This is a genomic window from Pseudomonas sp. AC242 (assembly GCF_979258655.1).
The window spans coordinates 4,622,948-4,638,800 of record NZ_OZ409873.1; the positions used below are offsets into that span (position 1 = coordinate 4,622,948).

General features: G+C 58.9%; 14 protein-coding genes and 2 tRNA genes. 14 read left to right on the plus strand and 2 right to left on the minus strand.

Going from position 1 to position 15,853, the window contains the following annotated elements; all coding sequences use genetic code 11:
* Position 1: 1 nt before the first annotated feature.
* The 7 genes from lolB to ychF all read left to right on the plus strand — a co-directional run bounded on the left by lolB (position 2) and on the right by ychF (position 5,195).
* The gene (gene lolB / locus ACZZ0A_RS20665; protein ID WP_007912895.1) at positions 2-619 is read left to right on the plus strand and encodes a lipoprotein insertase outer membrane protein LolB; all 618 of its coding nucleotides are present in this window, start codon (positions 2-4) and stop codon (positions 617-619) included.
* Between the two features lie 3 nt (positions 620-622).
* On the plus strand, positions 623-1,474 hold the full coding sequence (ispE, locus tag ACZZ0A_RS20670) for a 4-(cytidine 5'-diphospho)-2-C-methyl-D-erythritol kinase (RefSeq protein ID WP_414893569.1): 852 nt from the start codon (positions 623-625) through the stop codon (positions 1,472-1,474).
* Positions 1,475-1,510: 36 nt separating this feature from the next.
* Positions 1,511-1,585: transfer RNA gene (locus ACZZ0A_RS20675), tRNA-Gln, on the plus strand.
* Positions 1,586-1,630: 45 nt separating this feature from the next.
* Positions 1,631-2,572 (plus strand): ribose-phosphate pyrophosphokinase, encoded by a 942-nt coding sequence (locus tag ACZZ0A_RS20680; protein WP_003171603.1) that lies wholly within the window; start codon positions 1,631-1,633, stop codon positions 2,570-2,572.
* A gap of 141 nt (positions 2,573-2,713) precedes the next feature.
* Positions 2,714-3,316 carry a 50S ribosomal protein L25/general stress protein Ctc gene (locus ACZZ0A_RS20685; RefSeq protein ID WP_007912900.1) on the plus strand — a complete coding sequence of 201 codons (603 nt, stop codon included), beginning with the start codon at positions 2,714-2,716 and terminating at the stop codon, positions 3,314-3,316.
* Positions 3,317-3,487: 171 nt separating this feature from the next.
* Entirely contained in the window at positions 3,488-4,072 is a 585-nt protein-coding gene (gene pth / locus ACZZ0A_RS20690) for an aminoacyl-tRNA hydrolase (RefSeq protein WP_007912902.1), read from the plus strand.
* A 22-nt stretch (positions 4,073-4,094) separates the two neighbouring features.
* Positions 4,095-5,195, plus strand: coding sequence for a redox-regulated ATPase YchF (gene ychF / locus ACZZ0A_RS20695; protein WP_007912904.1), 1,101 nt, complete (start codon positions 4,095-4,097; stop codon positions 5,193-5,195).
* Between the two features lie 185 nt (positions 5,196-5,380).
* Here ychF and ACZZ0A_RS20700 read toward each other — a convergent pair whose 3' ends face one another.
* Entirely contained in the window at positions 5,381-6,598 is a 1,218-nt protein-coding gene (locus ACZZ0A_RS20700; RefSeq protein ID WP_007912906.1) for an MFS transporter, read from the minus strand.
* 421 nt (positions 6,599-7,019) lie between these two features.
* Here ACZZ0A_RS20700 and ACZZ0A_RS20705 point away from each other — a divergent pair, with 421 nt between their 5' ends.
* Positions 7,020-9,077: a methyl-accepting chemotaxis protein gene (locus ACZZ0A_RS20705; protein WP_463543670.1), complete on the plus strand. Its 2,058-nt coding sequence runs from the start codon at positions 7,020-7,022 to the stop codon at positions 9,075-9,077.
* Here the strand turns inward: ACZZ0A_RS20705 and ACZZ0A_RS20710 are convergent.
* The gene (locus tag ACZZ0A_RS20710; protein ID WP_463543671.1) at positions 9,070-9,972 is read right to left on the minus strand and encodes a LysR substrate-binding domain-containing protein; all 903 of its coding nucleotides are present in this window, start codon (positions 9,970-9,972) and stop codon (positions 9,070-9,072) included. The genes ACZZ0A_RS20705 and ACZZ0A_RS20710 overlap by 8 nt on opposite strands.
* Before the next feature lie 226 nt (positions 9,973-10,198).
* Here ACZZ0A_RS20710 and ACZZ0A_RS20715 point away from each other — a divergent pair, with 226 nt between their 5' ends.
* The 6 genes from ACZZ0A_RS20715 (at position 10,199) to ACZZ0A_RS20740 (ending at position 15,811) form a co-directional block, all read left to right on the plus strand.
* Positions 10,199-11,317, plus strand: coding sequence for an ABC transporter ATP-binding protein (locus tag ACZZ0A_RS20715; protein WP_463543672.1), 1,119 nt, complete (start codon positions 10,199-10,201; stop codon positions 11,315-11,317).
* Between the two features lie 15 nt (positions 11,318-11,332).
* Positions 11,333-12,253, plus strand: a complete 921-nt coding sequence (locus ACZZ0A_RS20720) for an ABC transporter permease (protein WP_463543673.1) — start codon at positions 11,333-11,335, stop codon at positions 12,251-12,253.
* Complete coding sequence (locus tag ACZZ0A_RS20725) at positions 12,253-13,059, plus strand: ABC transporter permease (RefSeq protein WP_025109361.1); 807 nt, start codon at positions 12,253-12,255, stop codon at positions 13,057-13,059. The genes ACZZ0A_RS20720 and ACZZ0A_RS20725 overlap by 1 nt, the downstream gene beginning before the upstream one ends.
* A gap of 27 nt (positions 13,060-13,086) precedes the next feature.
* A complete protein-coding gene (locus tag ACZZ0A_RS20730; protein ID WP_007912918.1) occupies positions 13,087-14,133 on the plus strand; it encodes an ABC transporter substrate-binding protein in 1,047 nt (348 codons plus the stop codon).
* Positions 14,134-14,193: 60 nt separating this feature from the next.
* The gene (locus ACZZ0A_RS20735) at positions 14,194-15,648 is read left to right on the plus strand and encodes an amidase (RefSeq protein WP_463543674.1); all 1,455 of its coding nucleotides are present in this window, start codon (positions 14,194-14,196) and stop codon (positions 15,646-15,648) included.
* Positions 15,649-15,734: 86 nt separating this feature from the next.
* A tRNA-Met gene (locus ACZZ0A_RS20740) sits at positions 15,735-15,811 on the plus strand.
* The last annotated feature ends 42 nt before the right edge of the window (positions 15,812-15,853 follow it).

Consider the following 15,853-nt stretch of genomic DNA (forward strand, 5'->3'; position numbering starts at 1 on the left):
CATGTTTTTGCGCCACGTTATTGTTTTCAGCTTCATCGCCCTGCTCGCTGGCTGCTCGGGTTTTGGCACTCGCGAATCGGTCGAGGGCCACGGCAGTCCGGCTCAATGGGCCGCGAACAAACAACAACTGACCGGCCTCGATGGCTGGCAGATCGATGGCAAGATCGGCATCCGCGCACCGAAAGATTCCGGTAGCGGCACGCTGTTCTGGCTGCAACGTCAGGACTATTACGACATCCGTCTGTCCGGCCCGCTGGGTCGTGGCGCCGCGCGCCTGACCGGGCGGCCGGGCAAAGTGTCGCTGGAAGTCGCCAATCAGGGTCGCTACGACTCCGAGTCGCCGGAAGCGCTGCTCGAAGAACAGCTCGGCTGGAAACTGCCGGTGTCGAATCTGGCCTGGTGGGTGCGTGGCCTGCCGGCGCCGAACAGCAAAAGCCGCCTGAACCTGGATGCGGACAGTCGTCTGGCCAACCTGGAACAGGATGGCTGGAAAGTCGAATACACCGCCTACACCGAACAAAACGGTTACTGGTTGCCCGAGCGCATCAAGCTGCACGGCACCGACCTCGACGTCACGCTGGTGATCAAGACCTGGCAACCGCGCAAGTTGGGGCAATAACGCATGACCGCTGCACGCCTGACCCTGCCCTCGCCGGCCAAACTCAACCTGATGCTGCACATTCTCGGTCGTCGTGAAGACGGTTATCACGAGTTGCAGACTTTGTTTCAGTTTGTCGATTACGGCGATGAAATCACTTTTGCCGTGCGTGATGACGGCGTGATTCAACTGCACACCGAATTCGTCGGCGTGCCGCATGACAGCAACCTGATCGTGCGCGCGGCAAAAATGCTGCAGCAACAGTCCGGCTGTTCACTCGGCATCGATATCTGGATCGATAAAGTCCTGCCTATGGGTGGCGGCATTGGTGGTGGCAGCTCGAACGCGGCGACCACTTTGCTCGGTCTGAATCATTTGTGGCAGCTGGGTTGGGACGAAAATCGCCTGGCTACTCTGGGCCTGACGCTTGGCGCTGACGTGCCGGTTTTCGTCCGTGGCCATGCGGCGTTTGCCGAGGGCGTGGGCGAGAAACTCACCCCGGTGGATCCCGAAGAACCGTGGTATCTGGTGCTCGTGCCGCAAGTCTCTGTTAGTACGGCAGAAATTTTTTCCGATCCTTTGTTGACACGTAACACGCCGCCCATTAAAGTGCGCCCCGTTCCCGAGGGAAACAGTCGAAATGACTGCTTGCCGGTGGTTGCAAGGCGTTATCCAGAAGTACGTAACGCATTGGATTTGTTAGGTAAATTTACCGAAGCAAAACTCACCGGAACTGGAAGTTGTGTGTTTGGGGGCTTCCCAAGCAAAGCTGAAGCTGATAAAGTCTCGGCCCTTCTGACAGAGACCCTTACAGGGTTTGTAGCCAAAGGCAGCAACGTTTCGATGTTGCACCGCAAACTGCAAAGTCTGCTCTAAAGGAACCAGGTGCTCGGCACTTGATGCAACAGATACAGGGGCGTCGCCAAGCGGTAAGGCAGCAGGTTTTGATCCTGCCATGCGTTGGTTCGAATCCAGCCGCCCCTGCCATTTTCTATACTCATCCAGGTTACCCTCAGCCTCTAGGTACTGCGCGTGTCCAAGATGATGGTCTTTACGGGGAACGCTAACCCCGATCTGGCTCGGCGTGTTGTACGTCAGCTGCATATCCCTCTCGGTGACATCTCTGTCGGTAAGTTTTCCGACGGCGAAATTACAGCCGAGATCAATGAAAACGTTCGCGGTAAAGACGTTTTCATTATTCAGCCGACTTGCGCTCCGACCAACGATAACCTGATGGAACTGGTAGTGATGGCTGATGCCTTCCGCCGCTCCTCGGCTACTCGTATCACTGCTGTTATTCCTTATTTTGGTTATGCCCGTCAGGATCGCCGTCCGCGTTCCGCACGTGTAGCTATCAGCGCGAAAGTCGTTGCTGACATGCTTACCGTAGTCGGCATCGACCGTGTTCTCACGGTTGATCTGCATGCTGACCAGATTCAGGGCTTCTTCGATATTCCGGTAGATAACATCTACGGCTCCCCGGTTCTGGTGGATGACATTGAAGATCAGCGCTTCGAAAACCTGATGATCGTGTCCCCGGACATTGGTGGCGTCGTGCGTGCACGTGCTGTTGCCAAATCCCTGGGCGTGGATCTCGGGATCATCGACAAACGCCGTGAGAAAGCCAATCACTCTGAAGTGATGCATATCATCGGTGATGTCGAAGGGCGTACCTGTATTCTGGTCGATGACATGGTCGATACCGCCGGCACTCTGTGCCACGCGGCGAAGGCCCTGAAAGAGCATGGCGCAGCCAAGGTCTTTGCCTACTGCACACACCCTGTGCTGTCGGGTCGGGCCATCGAGAATATCGAAAATTCCGTGCTGGACGAGCTGGTGGTGACCAATACCATCCCGCTGTCCGCTGCAGCACAAGCCTGTGCACGTATCCGTCAACTGGATATCGCACCGGTTGTTGCCGAAGCGGTTCGCCGCATCAGCAATGAAGAATCGATCAGCGCGATGTTCCGTTAAGGGCCCTGCCCTTCTCGAAATGTCTCGTTGACGAAAAGCGCCCCGCCCCGGCATTCCTGCCGGGGCGGGGCTTTTTTGCCCATACCGTGTTCGGCGCTGGTCGCAAACGCCACTCGGTCATGGCTATTTTGGAGATACAAAATGAACGATTTTACTCTGAATGCTGAAGTGCGTTCCGACCTGGGGAAAGGTGCGAGCCGCCGCCTGCGTCGTCTCGCCGCTCTGGTTCCAGCTGTTGTTTACGGTGGCGAGAAAGCCCCTGAATCCATCAGCATGCTGGCCAAAGAAGTTGCCAAACTGCTCGAAAACGAAGCGGCTTACAGCCACATCATCGAGCTGAACGTTGGCGGCACCAAGCAGAACGTCATCATCAAAGCTCTGCAACGTCACCCAGCCAAAGGCCACGTGCTGCACGCTGACTTCGTACGCGTTGTCGCTGGCCAGAAACTGACCGCTATCGTTCCTGTGCACTTCATCAACGAAGCTGCTCCAGTGAAGAAAGGCGGCGAGATTTCGCACGTTGTTGCTGAAATCGAAGTGACCTGCCTGCCGAAAGATCTGCCTGAGTTCATCGAAGTCGACCTGGCTGACGCTGAAATCGGTTCGATCATTCACCTGTCGGACCTCAAAGCCCCTAAAGGCGTTGAGTTCGTTGCTCTGGCACACGGCGATGACAAGGCTGTTGCCAACGTCCACGCTCCACGTGTTGCTCCAGAAGCTACCGAAGAAGGCGCAGCAGAGTAATTCACTCTGTCATGCCTGAGTGAGCAAGGAACATCGCGGACTGGAACGTAGCGAGAAAGCGGGCGAGAACGCGGAGTTTACATCCATGGTAAATGAGCATTTTTCGTCCACTTTCGCCGCTTTTCCTGATCGCGGCGATGTTACTCACCACTCAAAGGAAGGGCCCCTATCGTGACTGCCATCAAACTGATCGTTGGCCTGGGAAATCCAGGCGCTGAATACGACCAGACCCGGCATAACGCAGGGGCCCTTTTTGTTGAGCGCATCGCTGACGCACAAGGTGTCAACCTTGTCGCCGATCGCAAATATTTCGGCCTGACCGGGCGCTATTCGCATCAGGGTCAGGATGTTCGTCTGCTGATTCCCACCACTTACATGAACCGCAGCGGCCAGGCCGTGGCGGCACTCGCCGGCTTCTTCCGCATCAAGCCTGAAGAAATCCTCGTGGCGCATGACGAACTCGACTTGCCTCCGGGCGTTGCCAAGCTCAAGCAGGGCGGCGGCCATGGCGGTCACAACGGGTTGCGCGACATCATTGCGCAACTGGGCAATCAGAATACGTTCTACCGCCTGCGGCTTGGCATCGGCCACCCGGGCGTCGCCAGTATGGTTTCAAATTTCGTCCTGGGTCGTGCGCCACGCGCCGAACAGGAAAAACTCGATGCCAGCATCGACTTTGCCCTCGGCGTGCTGCCGGATATCCTCGCCGGTGAATGGAACCGCGCGATGAAAAACCTGCACAGCCAGAAGGCCTGACTCTTATCCGAGGGGAAACACCATGGGATTCAATTGCGGCATCGTCGGCCTGCCTAACGTCGGCAAGTCCACCCTGTTCAACGCCCTGACCAAATCCGGTATCGCGGCCGAGAACTTCCCCTTCTGCACCATCGAGCCGAACAGCGGCATCGTGCCGATGCCGGATCCGCGTCTGGAAGCACTGGCGGCCATCGTCAATCCGAAGCGCATCCTGCCGACCACCATGGAATTCGTCGACATCGCAGGCCTTGTGGCCGGCGCCTCGAAAGGTGAAGGCCTGGGCAACAAGTTCCTCGCCAACATCCGTGAGACTGACGCGATCGCTCACGTCGTGCGCTGCTTCGAAGATGAAAACGTGATTCACGTTTCCAATAGCGTTGACCCGAAGCGCGACATCGAAATCATCGACCTGGAACTGATCTTCGCCGACCTCGACAGCTGCGAGAAGCAACTGCAGAAAGTCGCGCGTAACGCCAAGGGTGGTGACAAGGACGCTGTGGTTCAGAAGGCATTGCTTGAACAACTGATCGCACACTTCACCGAAGCCAAGCCGGCGCGCAGCCTGATGAAGAACATGAGCGCTGACGAAAAAGCAGTGATCAAGGGCTTCCACCTGCTGACCACCAAGCCGGTCATGTACATCGCCAACGTTGCTGAAGACGGTTTCGAGAACAACCCGCACCTGGACGTGGTTCGCGCCATTGCCGAAGAAGAAGGCGCGATGGTCGTTCCGGTCTGCAACAAGATCGAAGCGGAAATCGCCGAGCTCGATGACGGCGAAGAGAAAGACATGTTCCTTGAGGCCTTGGGCCTGGAAGAACCTGGCCTGAACCGCGTGATCCGCGCCGGCTACGAAATGCTGCACCTGCAGACCTACTTCACCGCCGGTGTTGAAGAAGTCCGCGCCTGGACCGTCAAAGTCGGTGCCACCGCACCTCAGGCTGCTGGCGTGATCCACACCGACTTCGAGAAAGGTTTTATCCGCGCCGAAGTGATCGCCTACAACGACTTCATCCAGTACAAGGGCGAAGCCGGTACCAAAGAAGCCGGTAAATGGCGTCTGGAAGGCAAGGATTACATCGTCAAGGACGGCGACGTGATGCACTTCCGCTTCAACGTGTAAGCGTTACGCCCAAGAAAAAGCCGCGTTTGATACGCGGCTTTTTTGTGCCTGAAATATTTTCCGCCACACCACCAATCCCTTGTAGGAGTGAGCCTGCTCGCGATAGCGGAGTGTCAGTCAATTCAACCGTAACTGACACACCGCTATCGCGAGCAGGCTCACTCCTACAATGGGAAATGTGTGAATCAGGGCTTTTTGGTGCGCGGCAAGAAAATCGCCAACACGCCAAACAGCGGCAGGAACGAACACAGGAAATACACGTACTCGATCCCGTGAATATCCGCCAAGTGCCCCAGCAACGCCGCACCAATCCCGCCGAAACCAAACATCAAACCGAAGAAGATTCCGGCAATCATCCCGACATTGCCCGGCACCAGTTCCTGCGCGTACACCACAATCGCCGAGAACGCCGAAGCGAGAATGAAGCCGATCACCACGCTGAGAACGCTGGTCCAGAACAGATCAACGTGAGGCATGAGCAGCGTGAACGGTGCCACGCCGAGGATCGAAAACCAGATCACCGCCTTACGTCCGATCTTGTCGCCAATCGGCCCACCAAAGAACGTCCCCGCCGCTACCGCGCCAAGAAACAGGAACAGGTGCAACTGCGAACTGGCCACCGACAGGTCGAACTTCTCGATCAGGTAAAAGGTGAAATAGCTGGTCAGGCTGGCCATGTAGAAATACTTGGAGAACACCAGCAGCCCCAGCACCACCAACGCACTGGTCACCCTGCCCTTCGACAGCCCGTGAGTCGCTGCCTGACCGGCCTTGAGCTTGAACAGGTTGAGGTGATGGGCGTACCAGCGACTGATGCGGTACAGCACGAACAGCGCAAACACCGCGAACAAACCGAACCACGCCACGTTGCCCTGACCGAACGGAATGATGATCGCCGCCGCCAGCAATGGACCGAACGCGGAACCGGCGTTACCGCCGACCTGGAAGGTCGATTGCGCCAGACCGAAGCGTCCACCCGAAGCCAGCCGCGCAATCCGCGAGGCTTCGGGGTGGAACGTCGAGGAACCGATACCGATCAGCGCCGCCGCCAGCAGGATCAGGGGGAAACTGCCAACCATCGACATCATCACAATGCCAATCAGCGTGCAAATCGAACCGGCCGGCAACAGCCACGGTTTCGGATGCCGATCGGTGTGATAACCGACCCACGGTTGCAGCAGCGATGCCGTCAGTTGAAAGGTCAAGGTGATCAGGCCGACCTGAGTAAACGTCAGGCCGTAATTGGCCTTGAGCATCGGGTAGATCGAAGGCAAAACCGATTGGATCAGGTCGTTGATCAAATGCGCCAGCGCCACCGCGCCGATGATACGCATCACCAATGGGCTGCTTTGCGGAGCAGCGGGCGCCGAGGCAGCGGCGGTCTGAACGTTGCTGATAGCCATGGAAGTTTCCGGACAGCAGATGGGTGCACGCAGGCAGGTGCATCAATGTGCCATTTTTCGGTGCGTTAGCGCCATCCCCTTAGCCAGCTAACTAACTGACCTGACCGAATCATGTAGGAGCTGCCGCAGGCTGCGATCTTTTGATCTTGCCGTTAAAAACACAGATCAAAAGATCGCAGCCTGCGGCAGCTCCTACAAGGGATAGGTGATAGCGCAACGCCATGGTCTGAATCTTGCCTTGCTCTATCCCTTGAACGCGGCGCCCTTACAAAGGGCACCGACAATGGGAAGTTTCGCTACAGAGCCGGCCTACAGAGCGGGCGAGAGTGAACTTTCGAGGCCTTTTAGCAGGGCACAACATCAACGTCGAGCGACCGCGATGCACGCCAATGGTGCGTGGTGTCCAGAGGAGTCATGGGGCATGCAGGCTTTCCTTTCACCGGGGATCAAATTGCTGGGGCGGTTTGGCTTCGCAGGTAAATTCCAGTTGTTGTTTCTGCTGTTCATTCTGCCGTTGGCCGGCAGCCTGTTGATGATCGGCCAGGACTATCGCGACAAGCTCAATCTGATTTCCGGCGAACGTGCCGGCGTGCGTCAGTTGCTCGCGCTCGATGCGCTGGACAACCTGCTCGCCGCGCAACGCGACCGCGCCGCCCGTTGGCGCGCCACGGAAACCAATCGCCAACCGACGCCGGCCACCCTAGCCGCCATGGGTGCATTCGACGCGGTACAACCTGCAGTACTGCAAGCCACCACGGACTTGGGCAACGCCCTGAAGAATGAAGGTGCTGAAGGCGAAACCCTCACGCGCTATCAGGCACTGCAAACCGCACTCAATGGTCTGGATTCGAAAAGCCTCAGCGGAGTCGGTTGGTGGCCGGACGGTTATGACCGTTTCACCAATGCCCTCAGCGCTCTGCAAGCGTTGCGCGAGCAGATCGTCATGGACAACCGCCTGACCCTCGCACCGTGGCTGGAAACCTACCTGCTGACGCAGATATCAACGCAACACGCACCCGACCTGATCGAACGGGTCGGACGCCTCGCCGCAGTCGGCCAGGCCTCGGTGGTCTCCGGTCAATTCACCCTGCAAAGCCGTTTGCAGTTGCGCGACTTGCGCAGCCGCATCGGTGATGCCCGCGAGCAACTGGTGAAAACCGCCACGCTACTTGAGGCACGCCTGCCGAAAGATCAGCAGAGCTGGGCCAGCCAATACCACGACAGCCTGAAACGCCTTGATAGCGGCCTGAAGGTGCTGGATGACGGCGTGTTCGGCGGCAGCATCACGCTCAAACCGGAAGACTTCGAACGCAACCTTGATGCCCTGCTGACTGACCTCGCCGCCCTGCGCCAACAGTCACTGGTATCGCTGGATCAGCGGCTCGATGCCTACCACAGCTCGGCGATCCGTCAGTTCATCATCGTCGCGGCCATTTTCGGCTGCCTGCTACTCGCGGCGCTGTATCTGTTTGTCTGCCTGCAAGCCTCGATCCGTCGCAGCGCCAGCGGCATCACCCTGCTCGCCGAAGCCCTTCGCGATGGCAACCTCAGTCTGCAAGTACCGGTGGAGGGCCGCGATGAGCTGGCAGCGATCAGCACCGCGCTCAACGTTGCCGTGGTGCAACTGCGCGCGAGCATGCTCGGTGTCGATCACGAAACCTCGCAGTTGAGCCATGCCGTGCGCAGCCTCAACGAACACTCCAGCGGCGCTCTCGGCGAAGTCGAGGCGCAACAGTTGCAGATCAGCCAGATCGCCGCTGCTGCCACGCAACTGGCCGCGACGTCGCAAGGCGTGGCGCAGAGTTGCGAGCAGGCCTCCGGCAGCGCCCAGCACACCCGACGCATCGCGGCCGACAGCAGCCGCGACAGCCAGCGCACCACGGCGAGTATTCAGCAGCTCAATCAGCGTTTGAACGACACCGCTGCGGCACTCGGTCGAGTCAGCGAGCAAGGCCAGCAGATTCAATTGGTCGTCGACACGATTCGCGGTGTCGCCGAACAGACCAATCTGCTCGCGCTCAACGCAGCCATCGAAGCCGCGCGAGCTGGTGAACAAGGGCGCGGTTTCGCTGTGGTCGCCGATGAAGTGCGCAGCCTCTCGCAACGTACGCAGTCGTCCACCGCGCAGATCGCCGGCACGGTCGACAGCCTGCGCGCTACGGTCAACGAAGCCGTCAGTTTGATGGAAGCCGCCTGCGGTCAGGCGCAAACCGATGCCGAGTCGGTCACCGGTCTCGGTGAGCGTTTGGGCGAAATCGCCAGCGCCGTGCAGAGCGTCACCGATACCCTCGCGCAGATCGCCACGGCAGTCGAGGAACAGGCGAGTACCGCCGACGAGGTCAGCGGCAATATCCAGCAGGTCGATCAGGCAGCCGTGCGTTTACTCGAAGGCGCACGCGCAGTGAATCTCGCCGCAGACACCCTCAGCCAAGGCAGCAAGGCACTCAGCGACAACACCGCGCGTTTCCGCCTCAGTTGATTACCGCTTCAGGGAAGTCCGCTTCCAGCTCAGCCTTGAGCCATTGAATAAACCACGCCACATCCGCCGAGAGTTCGGCGGACGGCGTCAGCACCCGGTAGCTTTCCAGCCTCACCTGAGCGTCGACGGCACGCACCAGTTTGCCGCTGGCGAGTTCATGGCGCACCAGCACCTCGTTGGCCAGTGCGATGCCCTGCCCACTCTCGGCGACTGACAGCGCATGGTCATTGTTGACGTAGAGCATGTCGGAATTGAGATGGATATCGAGGTCGTGGGCGGCGAACCACAGGTTCCACCATTCGCCGTCATCGACGTGGATCAGCTCGTGGCTGACCAGATCGGCCGGGCTGTTGATCGGTGCAATGCTGGCCAGATACGCCGGCGTGCAGATCGGGAAAACCCGAGGACAAATCAGCGCCTCCCGCGAGTCGGCATATTGCCCGTCGAGACCGTAGACGATGCCCAGATCGGCGCTCTTGCCATCCACTTCGGTGAAGGTCGAATTCGGCTCGATCGCCAGTTTCAATCCCGGGCGCAAATGCCGCAGCGCTTCGATCCGAGGCATCAGCCAGCGCTTGGCGAAACCCGGCACCACCATGATCCGCAACCAACGCTCGGCATCTTTCGGCCGAGCTTCCTTGCCGGCTTCGATGATCAGTTGCAAAGCAGCGCTGATCTTGCGGTGGTACTTCTCCCCCGCCGGCGTCAGGTTGACCCCGCGTGAGGTGCGTTCGAACAGTTGAATGCCCAACCAGTCCTCAAGCAATTTCACGTGACGGCCAATCGCAGGCTGGGTCACGTGAAGGGCTTTCGAGGCTTCGACGTAGCTGCCCAAACGGGCGGCGGCATCAAAGGCGCGCACCGCGTTGAGCGGCGGCAAACGGTGGTCGGGCATGATTCCTGGCACCTTCGGCTGTTAAATTAACTAACACCTGCCATGTTTAAATTGAAGTGTCGCGCCGCGCAACCCCTGGCTGATAATCGAGCCACAGCAGAACAAAAAAACAGCTGGTTTCACACCCGAACGCAATCTCGATCCTGCCCAAAAAAATAATATCCATGGCCCGACGGCAACGCTTTGCAAAGCGAGTCGCAGGCGATGGGGGAATCGGAGGTAACGCATGAATGCCCTGCATTCGCTGCAAACGCTGGCGGTCTCGATCCGCTCAGTGCGCAAGGTTTACGGTGATCCGCAGACCGGTCCGGTGGCGCTGAAAAGCATCGACCTGGACATCCGCGACAACGAATTCTTCACCCTTCTCGGCCCTTCCGGCTGCGGCAAGACCACGCTGCTGCGGATGATCGCCGGTTTCGAATTTCCCACCGAAGGCGAAATTCTTCTCTACGGCGAAAACATCGCTGATCGCCCGCCCTTCCAGCGCCCGGTCAACACGGTGTTCCAGCATTACGCGCTGTTCCCGCACATGACCATCGCCGAGAACCTGGCTTTCGGTCTCGAATCGCACCCAATGGGCAAAGTCCTCACCAAGGCGCAAATCGCCGAGCGTGTGCGCGAGATGCTCGCGCTGGTGCAGATGGAGCGCTTCGCCAATCGCAAACCGGCGCAGCTGTCGGGCGGCCAGCAACAACGTGTCGCCCTCGCCCGCGCTTTGGCTCCGCATCCGAAAGTGTTGTTGCTCGATGAGCCACTGTCGGCGCTCGATCTCAAGCTGCGCCAGGCGATGCGTGAAGAGTTGAAAACCATCCAGGCCAAGACCGGTATCACTTTCATCTTCGTCACCCACGACCAAGAAGAAGCGCTGACCATGTCCGACCGCATCGCCGTACTTTCCGAAGGCGAAGTGCAGCAGGTCGGTCGGCCAGAGGATATTTACGAACGGCCGCGCAATCGCTTCGTCGCCGACTTCATTGGCGAAACCAATTTCATCGAAGGCACCGTCACTCGTGTGGACGGCGGTCAGGCGTGGTTCGCCGGCCCGGCGGGTCATCCATTGCCGGCGCAACCGTGCAGCGATGTGCAGGTCGGCGCCAACGTCACCCTGTCAGTACGTCCCGAACGCTTGCATCTGGTACCGGCCGTGACTGAAGCCGCGCTGCCGTGCCGGATCGAAGCGCAGATCTATCTCGGCACAGATCTGCAATATCAGGTCAGCCTCAGCGACGGTTCGCGCCTCACCGTGCGTACGCCCAATTGCGTCGATCAAAGCCTGCGCTTTGCCGTCGGCTCCCAGGCCGGTCTGTTGTTCGACCGTGGAAGCGCCAGCGTCCTGCACGATTGAGCCGGAGGAGTTGCCATGCACGCCTTACCGATTGCCAACACGCTGGAACGCCGCAAGGCCTTCCAGAGTTTCCTCGGGGTCAGCCCGGCGCTGATCGCCATCTGTTTGTTTCTGGTGGTGCCGATCCTCATCGTCATCGGCTATTCGCTGATGGAGGCCAACCCTTACGGCGGGGTCAACAAAGTCTTCAGCAGTGACGCCTACACCTCGCTGCTGTTCGAGCGGCAACTGGACGACAGCCTCGCGTTTGCCGACTCGTATCTGATCATCGCCCTGCGCTCGATTGGCATTGCCGGGCTGACCACGATCATCACGTTGCTGATCGGTTTTCCGGTGGCGGTGTGGCTGGCCATGCAACCGGCGCATCGCCGTGGCTTGCTGATCTTTCTGATCACCGTGCCGTTCTGGGCCAACCTGCTGATCCGCACCTACGCGTGGATTCTGCTGCTGCGCAACACCGGGGTGATCAACAACAGCCTGATGGGCCTGGGCGTTATCCATGAACCGATGCAGTTGTTGTACACCGACGGCGCGGTGCTGCTGGGGCTGGTTTACACCTACGCACCGTTCGTGGTGTTGCCGATTTACGCAACGCTGGAAAAGATGGATATCCGCCTGCTCGAAGCCGCGCAGGATCTCTACGCCGGACGCATACGCACCTTGCGCAAAGTAGTGTTGCCGATCGCCAAACCGGGAATTCTCGCCGGCGCGATCCTCACTTTCGTGCCATGCCTGGGCGCGATGATCGCCCCGGAACTGCTCGGTGGTGGCACGCGAATGATGCTCGGCAATCTGATTTTCCGGCAGTTCAGCGATGCGCGTAACTGGCCCTTTGGCGCTGCGTTGTCGCTGGTGCTGATGGCCGCGGTGATGCTGGTGCTGACCGTTTATGCCCTGCGCGCAGAGCGCCAGCGCATCGCCAAAGGAGGTGCGTGATGCTCGCATTATTCAAACGTAAAGGGCTGGGTGTACAGGACTTCCCGGGGTTCGGCGGCTTCAGTTTTCTGTTCTATCTTTACCTCTACGCACCGATCGTGGTGCTGGTGGTGTTCTCGTTCAATGCCAACCAATCGGCGACGGTGTGGACCGGATTCAGCCTCGATTGGTATCGCGCCGCGTTCGCCAATCAGGCCTTGCGCCAGGCTGCTGGCAACAGCCTGTTGATCGCCGTTTGCGCGAGCATGATTGCCACGGCGATTGCCACCCTCGCCGCCCTCGGCACCTCGCGCGGCGCCAAGTTCAAGGGCCTGCAATTGTCGATGGGCGCGATCATGTTGCCGCTGGTGTTGCCGGAGATTGTCGTCGGTGTGGCGACGCTGGCGCTGTTCTCCACCATCGGCCTGTCGCTGGGTTACGGCAATCTGATCATCGCGCACACGGTGTTCTGCATTCCCTTCGCCTACCTGCCGATTCGGGCACGGCTGAACGACATGGACCTGTCGCTGGAGCAAGCCTCCGCCGACCTCTACGCCGGCCCGTGGCGAACCTTTCGCAAGGTCACTCTGCCGCTGCTGATGCCGGGGATTTTCTCCGGGCTGATGCTGGCCTTCATCGTCTCGCTGGATAACTTCGTGATCTCGATGATGGTCTCGCAAGCGGGCACCACGACCCTGCCGATCTTCATTTTCGGCCTGCTGCGGATGGGCGTGACACCCGACGTCAACGCCGTGTCGACGCTGATCCTCGGCGTCTCGGTGCTGTTCGTCAGCCTCTCTTACCTGTTGGGCAAAAAGAACGCCTGAACCTTCTACGACCTGTGGGGAAATAGCATGAGCAAGTGGATAAAAAGCGTTGGCACTTCGTTGTTTCTGACTGTGCCGCTGACCATGGCTGTTAGTGTTCAGGCGGCCGAAAAACTCAACGTGGTCAGTTGGAGCGGCTATTTTTCGCCGGAGATTCTCGCCAAGTTCCAGAAGCAGACCGGCATCGAAGTCACCGTCGATTCCTACGACTCCAACGAGACCTTGTTGGCGAAATTGAAACAGGGCGGCGCCGGTTATGACGTGGCGATTCCGTCGCACCAGTTCGTGCCGATCCTGATCAAGGAAAACCTGCTGGAGCGCTTCGACCCGGTCAAGGAGCCCTACTACGCCAGCGTTGTGGATAACTTGAAAAAGCCGAGCTGGGACCCGGAAGGCGCGTATTCGGTGCCGTTCATCTGGGGCACCACCAGCGTCGTGTTGGACTCGGCGCGCTACAAAGGCCCGGCCGACAGCTACAAGGTTTTGTATGAGCCGCCAGCCGAGTTGCAGGGGCGCATCAACATGTTCGATTCGGTCAGCGACATGGTCGATATGGCCAGCCTCTATCTGAATATTCCGCTGTGCAGCGAAGACCCGAAACAGATGCAGCAGGTGCTGACACTGCTCAAGGCGCAGAAGCCATTCGTGAAAACCTACAGCTCCAAGGCCGGCTCGATTCGCGAGAACCTTGCCTCAGGTGAAATCGACATGTCGATGTTCTGGGGCGGTTCGTCGATGCGTGCCCGTGAGATGAAACCGACGCTGAAATACCTCTACCCGAAAGAAGGTGTGCTGGCCTGGGTCGATAACATGGTCATCCCTGCCGGCAGCAAAAATCCGGCGAATGCCAAGGCGTTCATCGCCTTCCTCAGCCAGCCAGAAAACTCGGCGATGACGCAGAACTTCCTCAAGCACCAGAGCCCGATCAAAGGCGTCGAACCGTTCCTCGACGCGGCGCTCAAGGACGCGCCGGAACTGCATATTCCCGAAGGGACGAACGTGGTGTTCAGCAAGACTTGCGGCGAAGGTGCGATCCGCCTCGCTGACCGTCTCTGGACCAACCTGATGCGTTGATCGCTACCGCCCCGGCGCACTGGCGGGGCGCTTTTCCAGCCGTCTGAAAGGCCGCTAGCAATGAACTCTAATAACATCAGCGAACTGGTCCTGTTGCAGGCCCACGAACTCGCCGAACGCATCCGCCTGCGCCAGGTTTCCTGCCGGGAAGTGATGCAGACTTACCTTGCCCATATCGAACATTTCAACCCGATGGTGAATGCGCTGATCAGCCTGCAGTCACCGGAACATCTGCTGGCTCAGGCCGATGAACGCGATGCCGAACTGGCGCGTGGCGAATACCGTGGCTGGATGCATGGCTTGCCTCATGCGATCAAGGATCTGTCGCTGACCCAAGGTATTCGCACCACGCTGGGTTCGCCGCTGTACAAGGACTTTGTGCCTGAGCGCGACGGCATCATGGTCGAGCGAATCAAGGCGGCCGGCGCGATCATTATCGGCAAGACCAACACCCCGGAATTCGGTCTCGGCTCGCAAAGTTACAACCCGTTGTTTGGCGCGACTGCTTGCGCGTATGACCCGAGCAAAACCGCAGGCGGCAGCAGTGGCGGCGCGGCGGCAGCGCTGGCGATGCATCTGGTGCCTGTCGCGGATGGCAGCGACATGATGGGCTCGCTGCGCAATCCGGCGGCGTTCAATAACATCTTTGGGTTTCGTCCTTCGCAGGGGCGTGTGCCGTTCGATGACAGTGCGGATCTGTTTTTCGATCAGCTCGGTTATGAGGGGCCAATGGCGCGCAGTGTGAAAGATGCGGCGCTGCTGTTGTCGGTGCAAGCGGGGGGCGATGCGCGGGCGCCGTTGTCGATAGCTGAATCCGGTGAGGCGTTTGCGGCGCCGCTAGAGCGTGATTTCAAGGGCTCGCGGTTGGGTTGGTTGGGCGACATCAACGGTTATCTGCCGATGGAGCAAGGCGTGCTGTCGCTGTGCGAGAAGACCTTTGCTGATTTTGAGAGCCTTGGCTGCCACGTTGAGTCGGTTGAGCCCGGTTTCGCGCCTGAGCGGCTGTGGAGCAGTTGGCGGACGTTGCGGCACTGGCTGGTCGCGGGGTCTTTGGGCGCAACCTATGCCGATCCGCAGAAACGCGCTTTGCTAAAACCGGAAGCGATCTGGGAAGTGGAAAACGGCCTGAAGCTCTCGGCCAGCGAAGTGTTCGCGGCCTCGGTGGTGCGCAGCGATTGGTATCGGGCTATCTCGAAGTTGTTCGAACGCTACGACTATCTGTTGCTGCCGAGTGCTCAGGTGTTTCCGTTCGACAAAACCCAGCCGTGGCCAACGTCTATCGAAGGCGTGGCGATGGACACATATCACCGCTGGATGGAGGTGGTCATCCCCGGCACGCTGTCGGGTTGCCCGGTGGCCAATGTTCAGGCCGGATTCAATTCGCACGGTTTACCGATGGGGCTACAGATCATCGGCAAGCACCAGGCTGACTTCGCTGTCCTGCAATTGGCGCACGCGTATGAGCAGGCCAGCCGCTGGTTCCAACGCTGCCCTTCGCCGCTGCTCGGCCAGTGATTTTGATAAACGGTTGAAAGCGTAGAAAAAATTTTTAAATTTACGCTTGACGCTTTTCCATTTCAGGGGAATAATGCGCGCCACTTGGCTACATAGCTCAGTTGGTTAGAGCATAGCATTCATAATGCTGGGGTCCGGGGTTCAAGTCCCTGTGTAGCCACCAAGTACTAAAAACGGCTTACCGAAAGGTAGGCCGTTTTTTTAT

Excerpts from the sequence above, each read along its gene's own strand:
- lolB (WP_007912895.1), top strand. The coding sequence starts at position 2 with ATGTTTTTGCGCCACGTTATTGTTTTCAGCTTCATCGCCCTGCTCGCT.
- ispE (WP_414893569.1), top strand. The coding sequence starts at position 623 with ATGACCGCTGCACGCCTGACCCTGCCCTCGCCGGCCAAACTCAACCTG.
- ACZZ0A_RS20685 (WP_007912900.1), top strand. The coding sequence starts at position 2,714 with ATGAACGATTTTACTCTGAATGCTGAAGTGCGTTCCGACCTGGGGAAA.
- ychF (WP_007912904.1), top strand. The coding sequence starts at position 4,095 with ATGGGATTCAATTGCGGCATCGTCGGCCTGCCTAACGTCGGCAAGTCC.
- ACZZ0A_RS20700 (WP_007912906.1), bottom strand. The coding sequence starts at position 6,598 with ATGGCTATCAGCAACGTTCAGACCGCCGCTGCCTCGGCGCCCGCTGCT.
- ACZZ0A_RS20705 (WP_463543670.1), top strand. The coding sequence starts at position 7,020 with ATGCAGGCTTTCCTTTCACCGGGGATCAAATTGCTGGGGCGGTTTGGC.
- ACZZ0A_RS20710 (WP_463543671.1), bottom strand. The coding sequence starts at position 9,972 with ATGCCCGACCACCGTTTGCCGCCGCTCAACGCGGTGCGCGCCTTTGAT.
- ACZZ0A_RS20715 (WP_463543672.1), top strand. The coding sequence starts at position 10,199 with ATGAATGCCCTGCATTCGCTGCAAACGCTGGCGGTCTCGATCCGCTCA.
- ACZZ0A_RS20720 (WP_463543673.1), top strand. The coding sequence starts at position 11,333 with ATGCACGCCTTACCGATTGCCAACACGCTGGAACGCCGCAAGGCCTTC.
- ACZZ0A_RS20725 (WP_025109361.1), top strand. The coding sequence starts at position 12,253 with ATGCTCGCATTATTCAAACGTAAAGGGCTGGGTGTACAGGACTTCCCG.
- ACZZ0A_RS20730 (WP_007912918.1), top strand. The coding sequence starts at position 13,087 with ATGAGCAAGTGGATAAAAAGCGTTGGCACTTCGTTGTTTCTGACTGTG.
- ACZZ0A_RS20735 (WP_463543674.1), top strand. The coding sequence starts at position 14,194 with ATGAACTCTAATAACATCAGCGAACTGGTCCTGTTGCAGGCCCACGAA.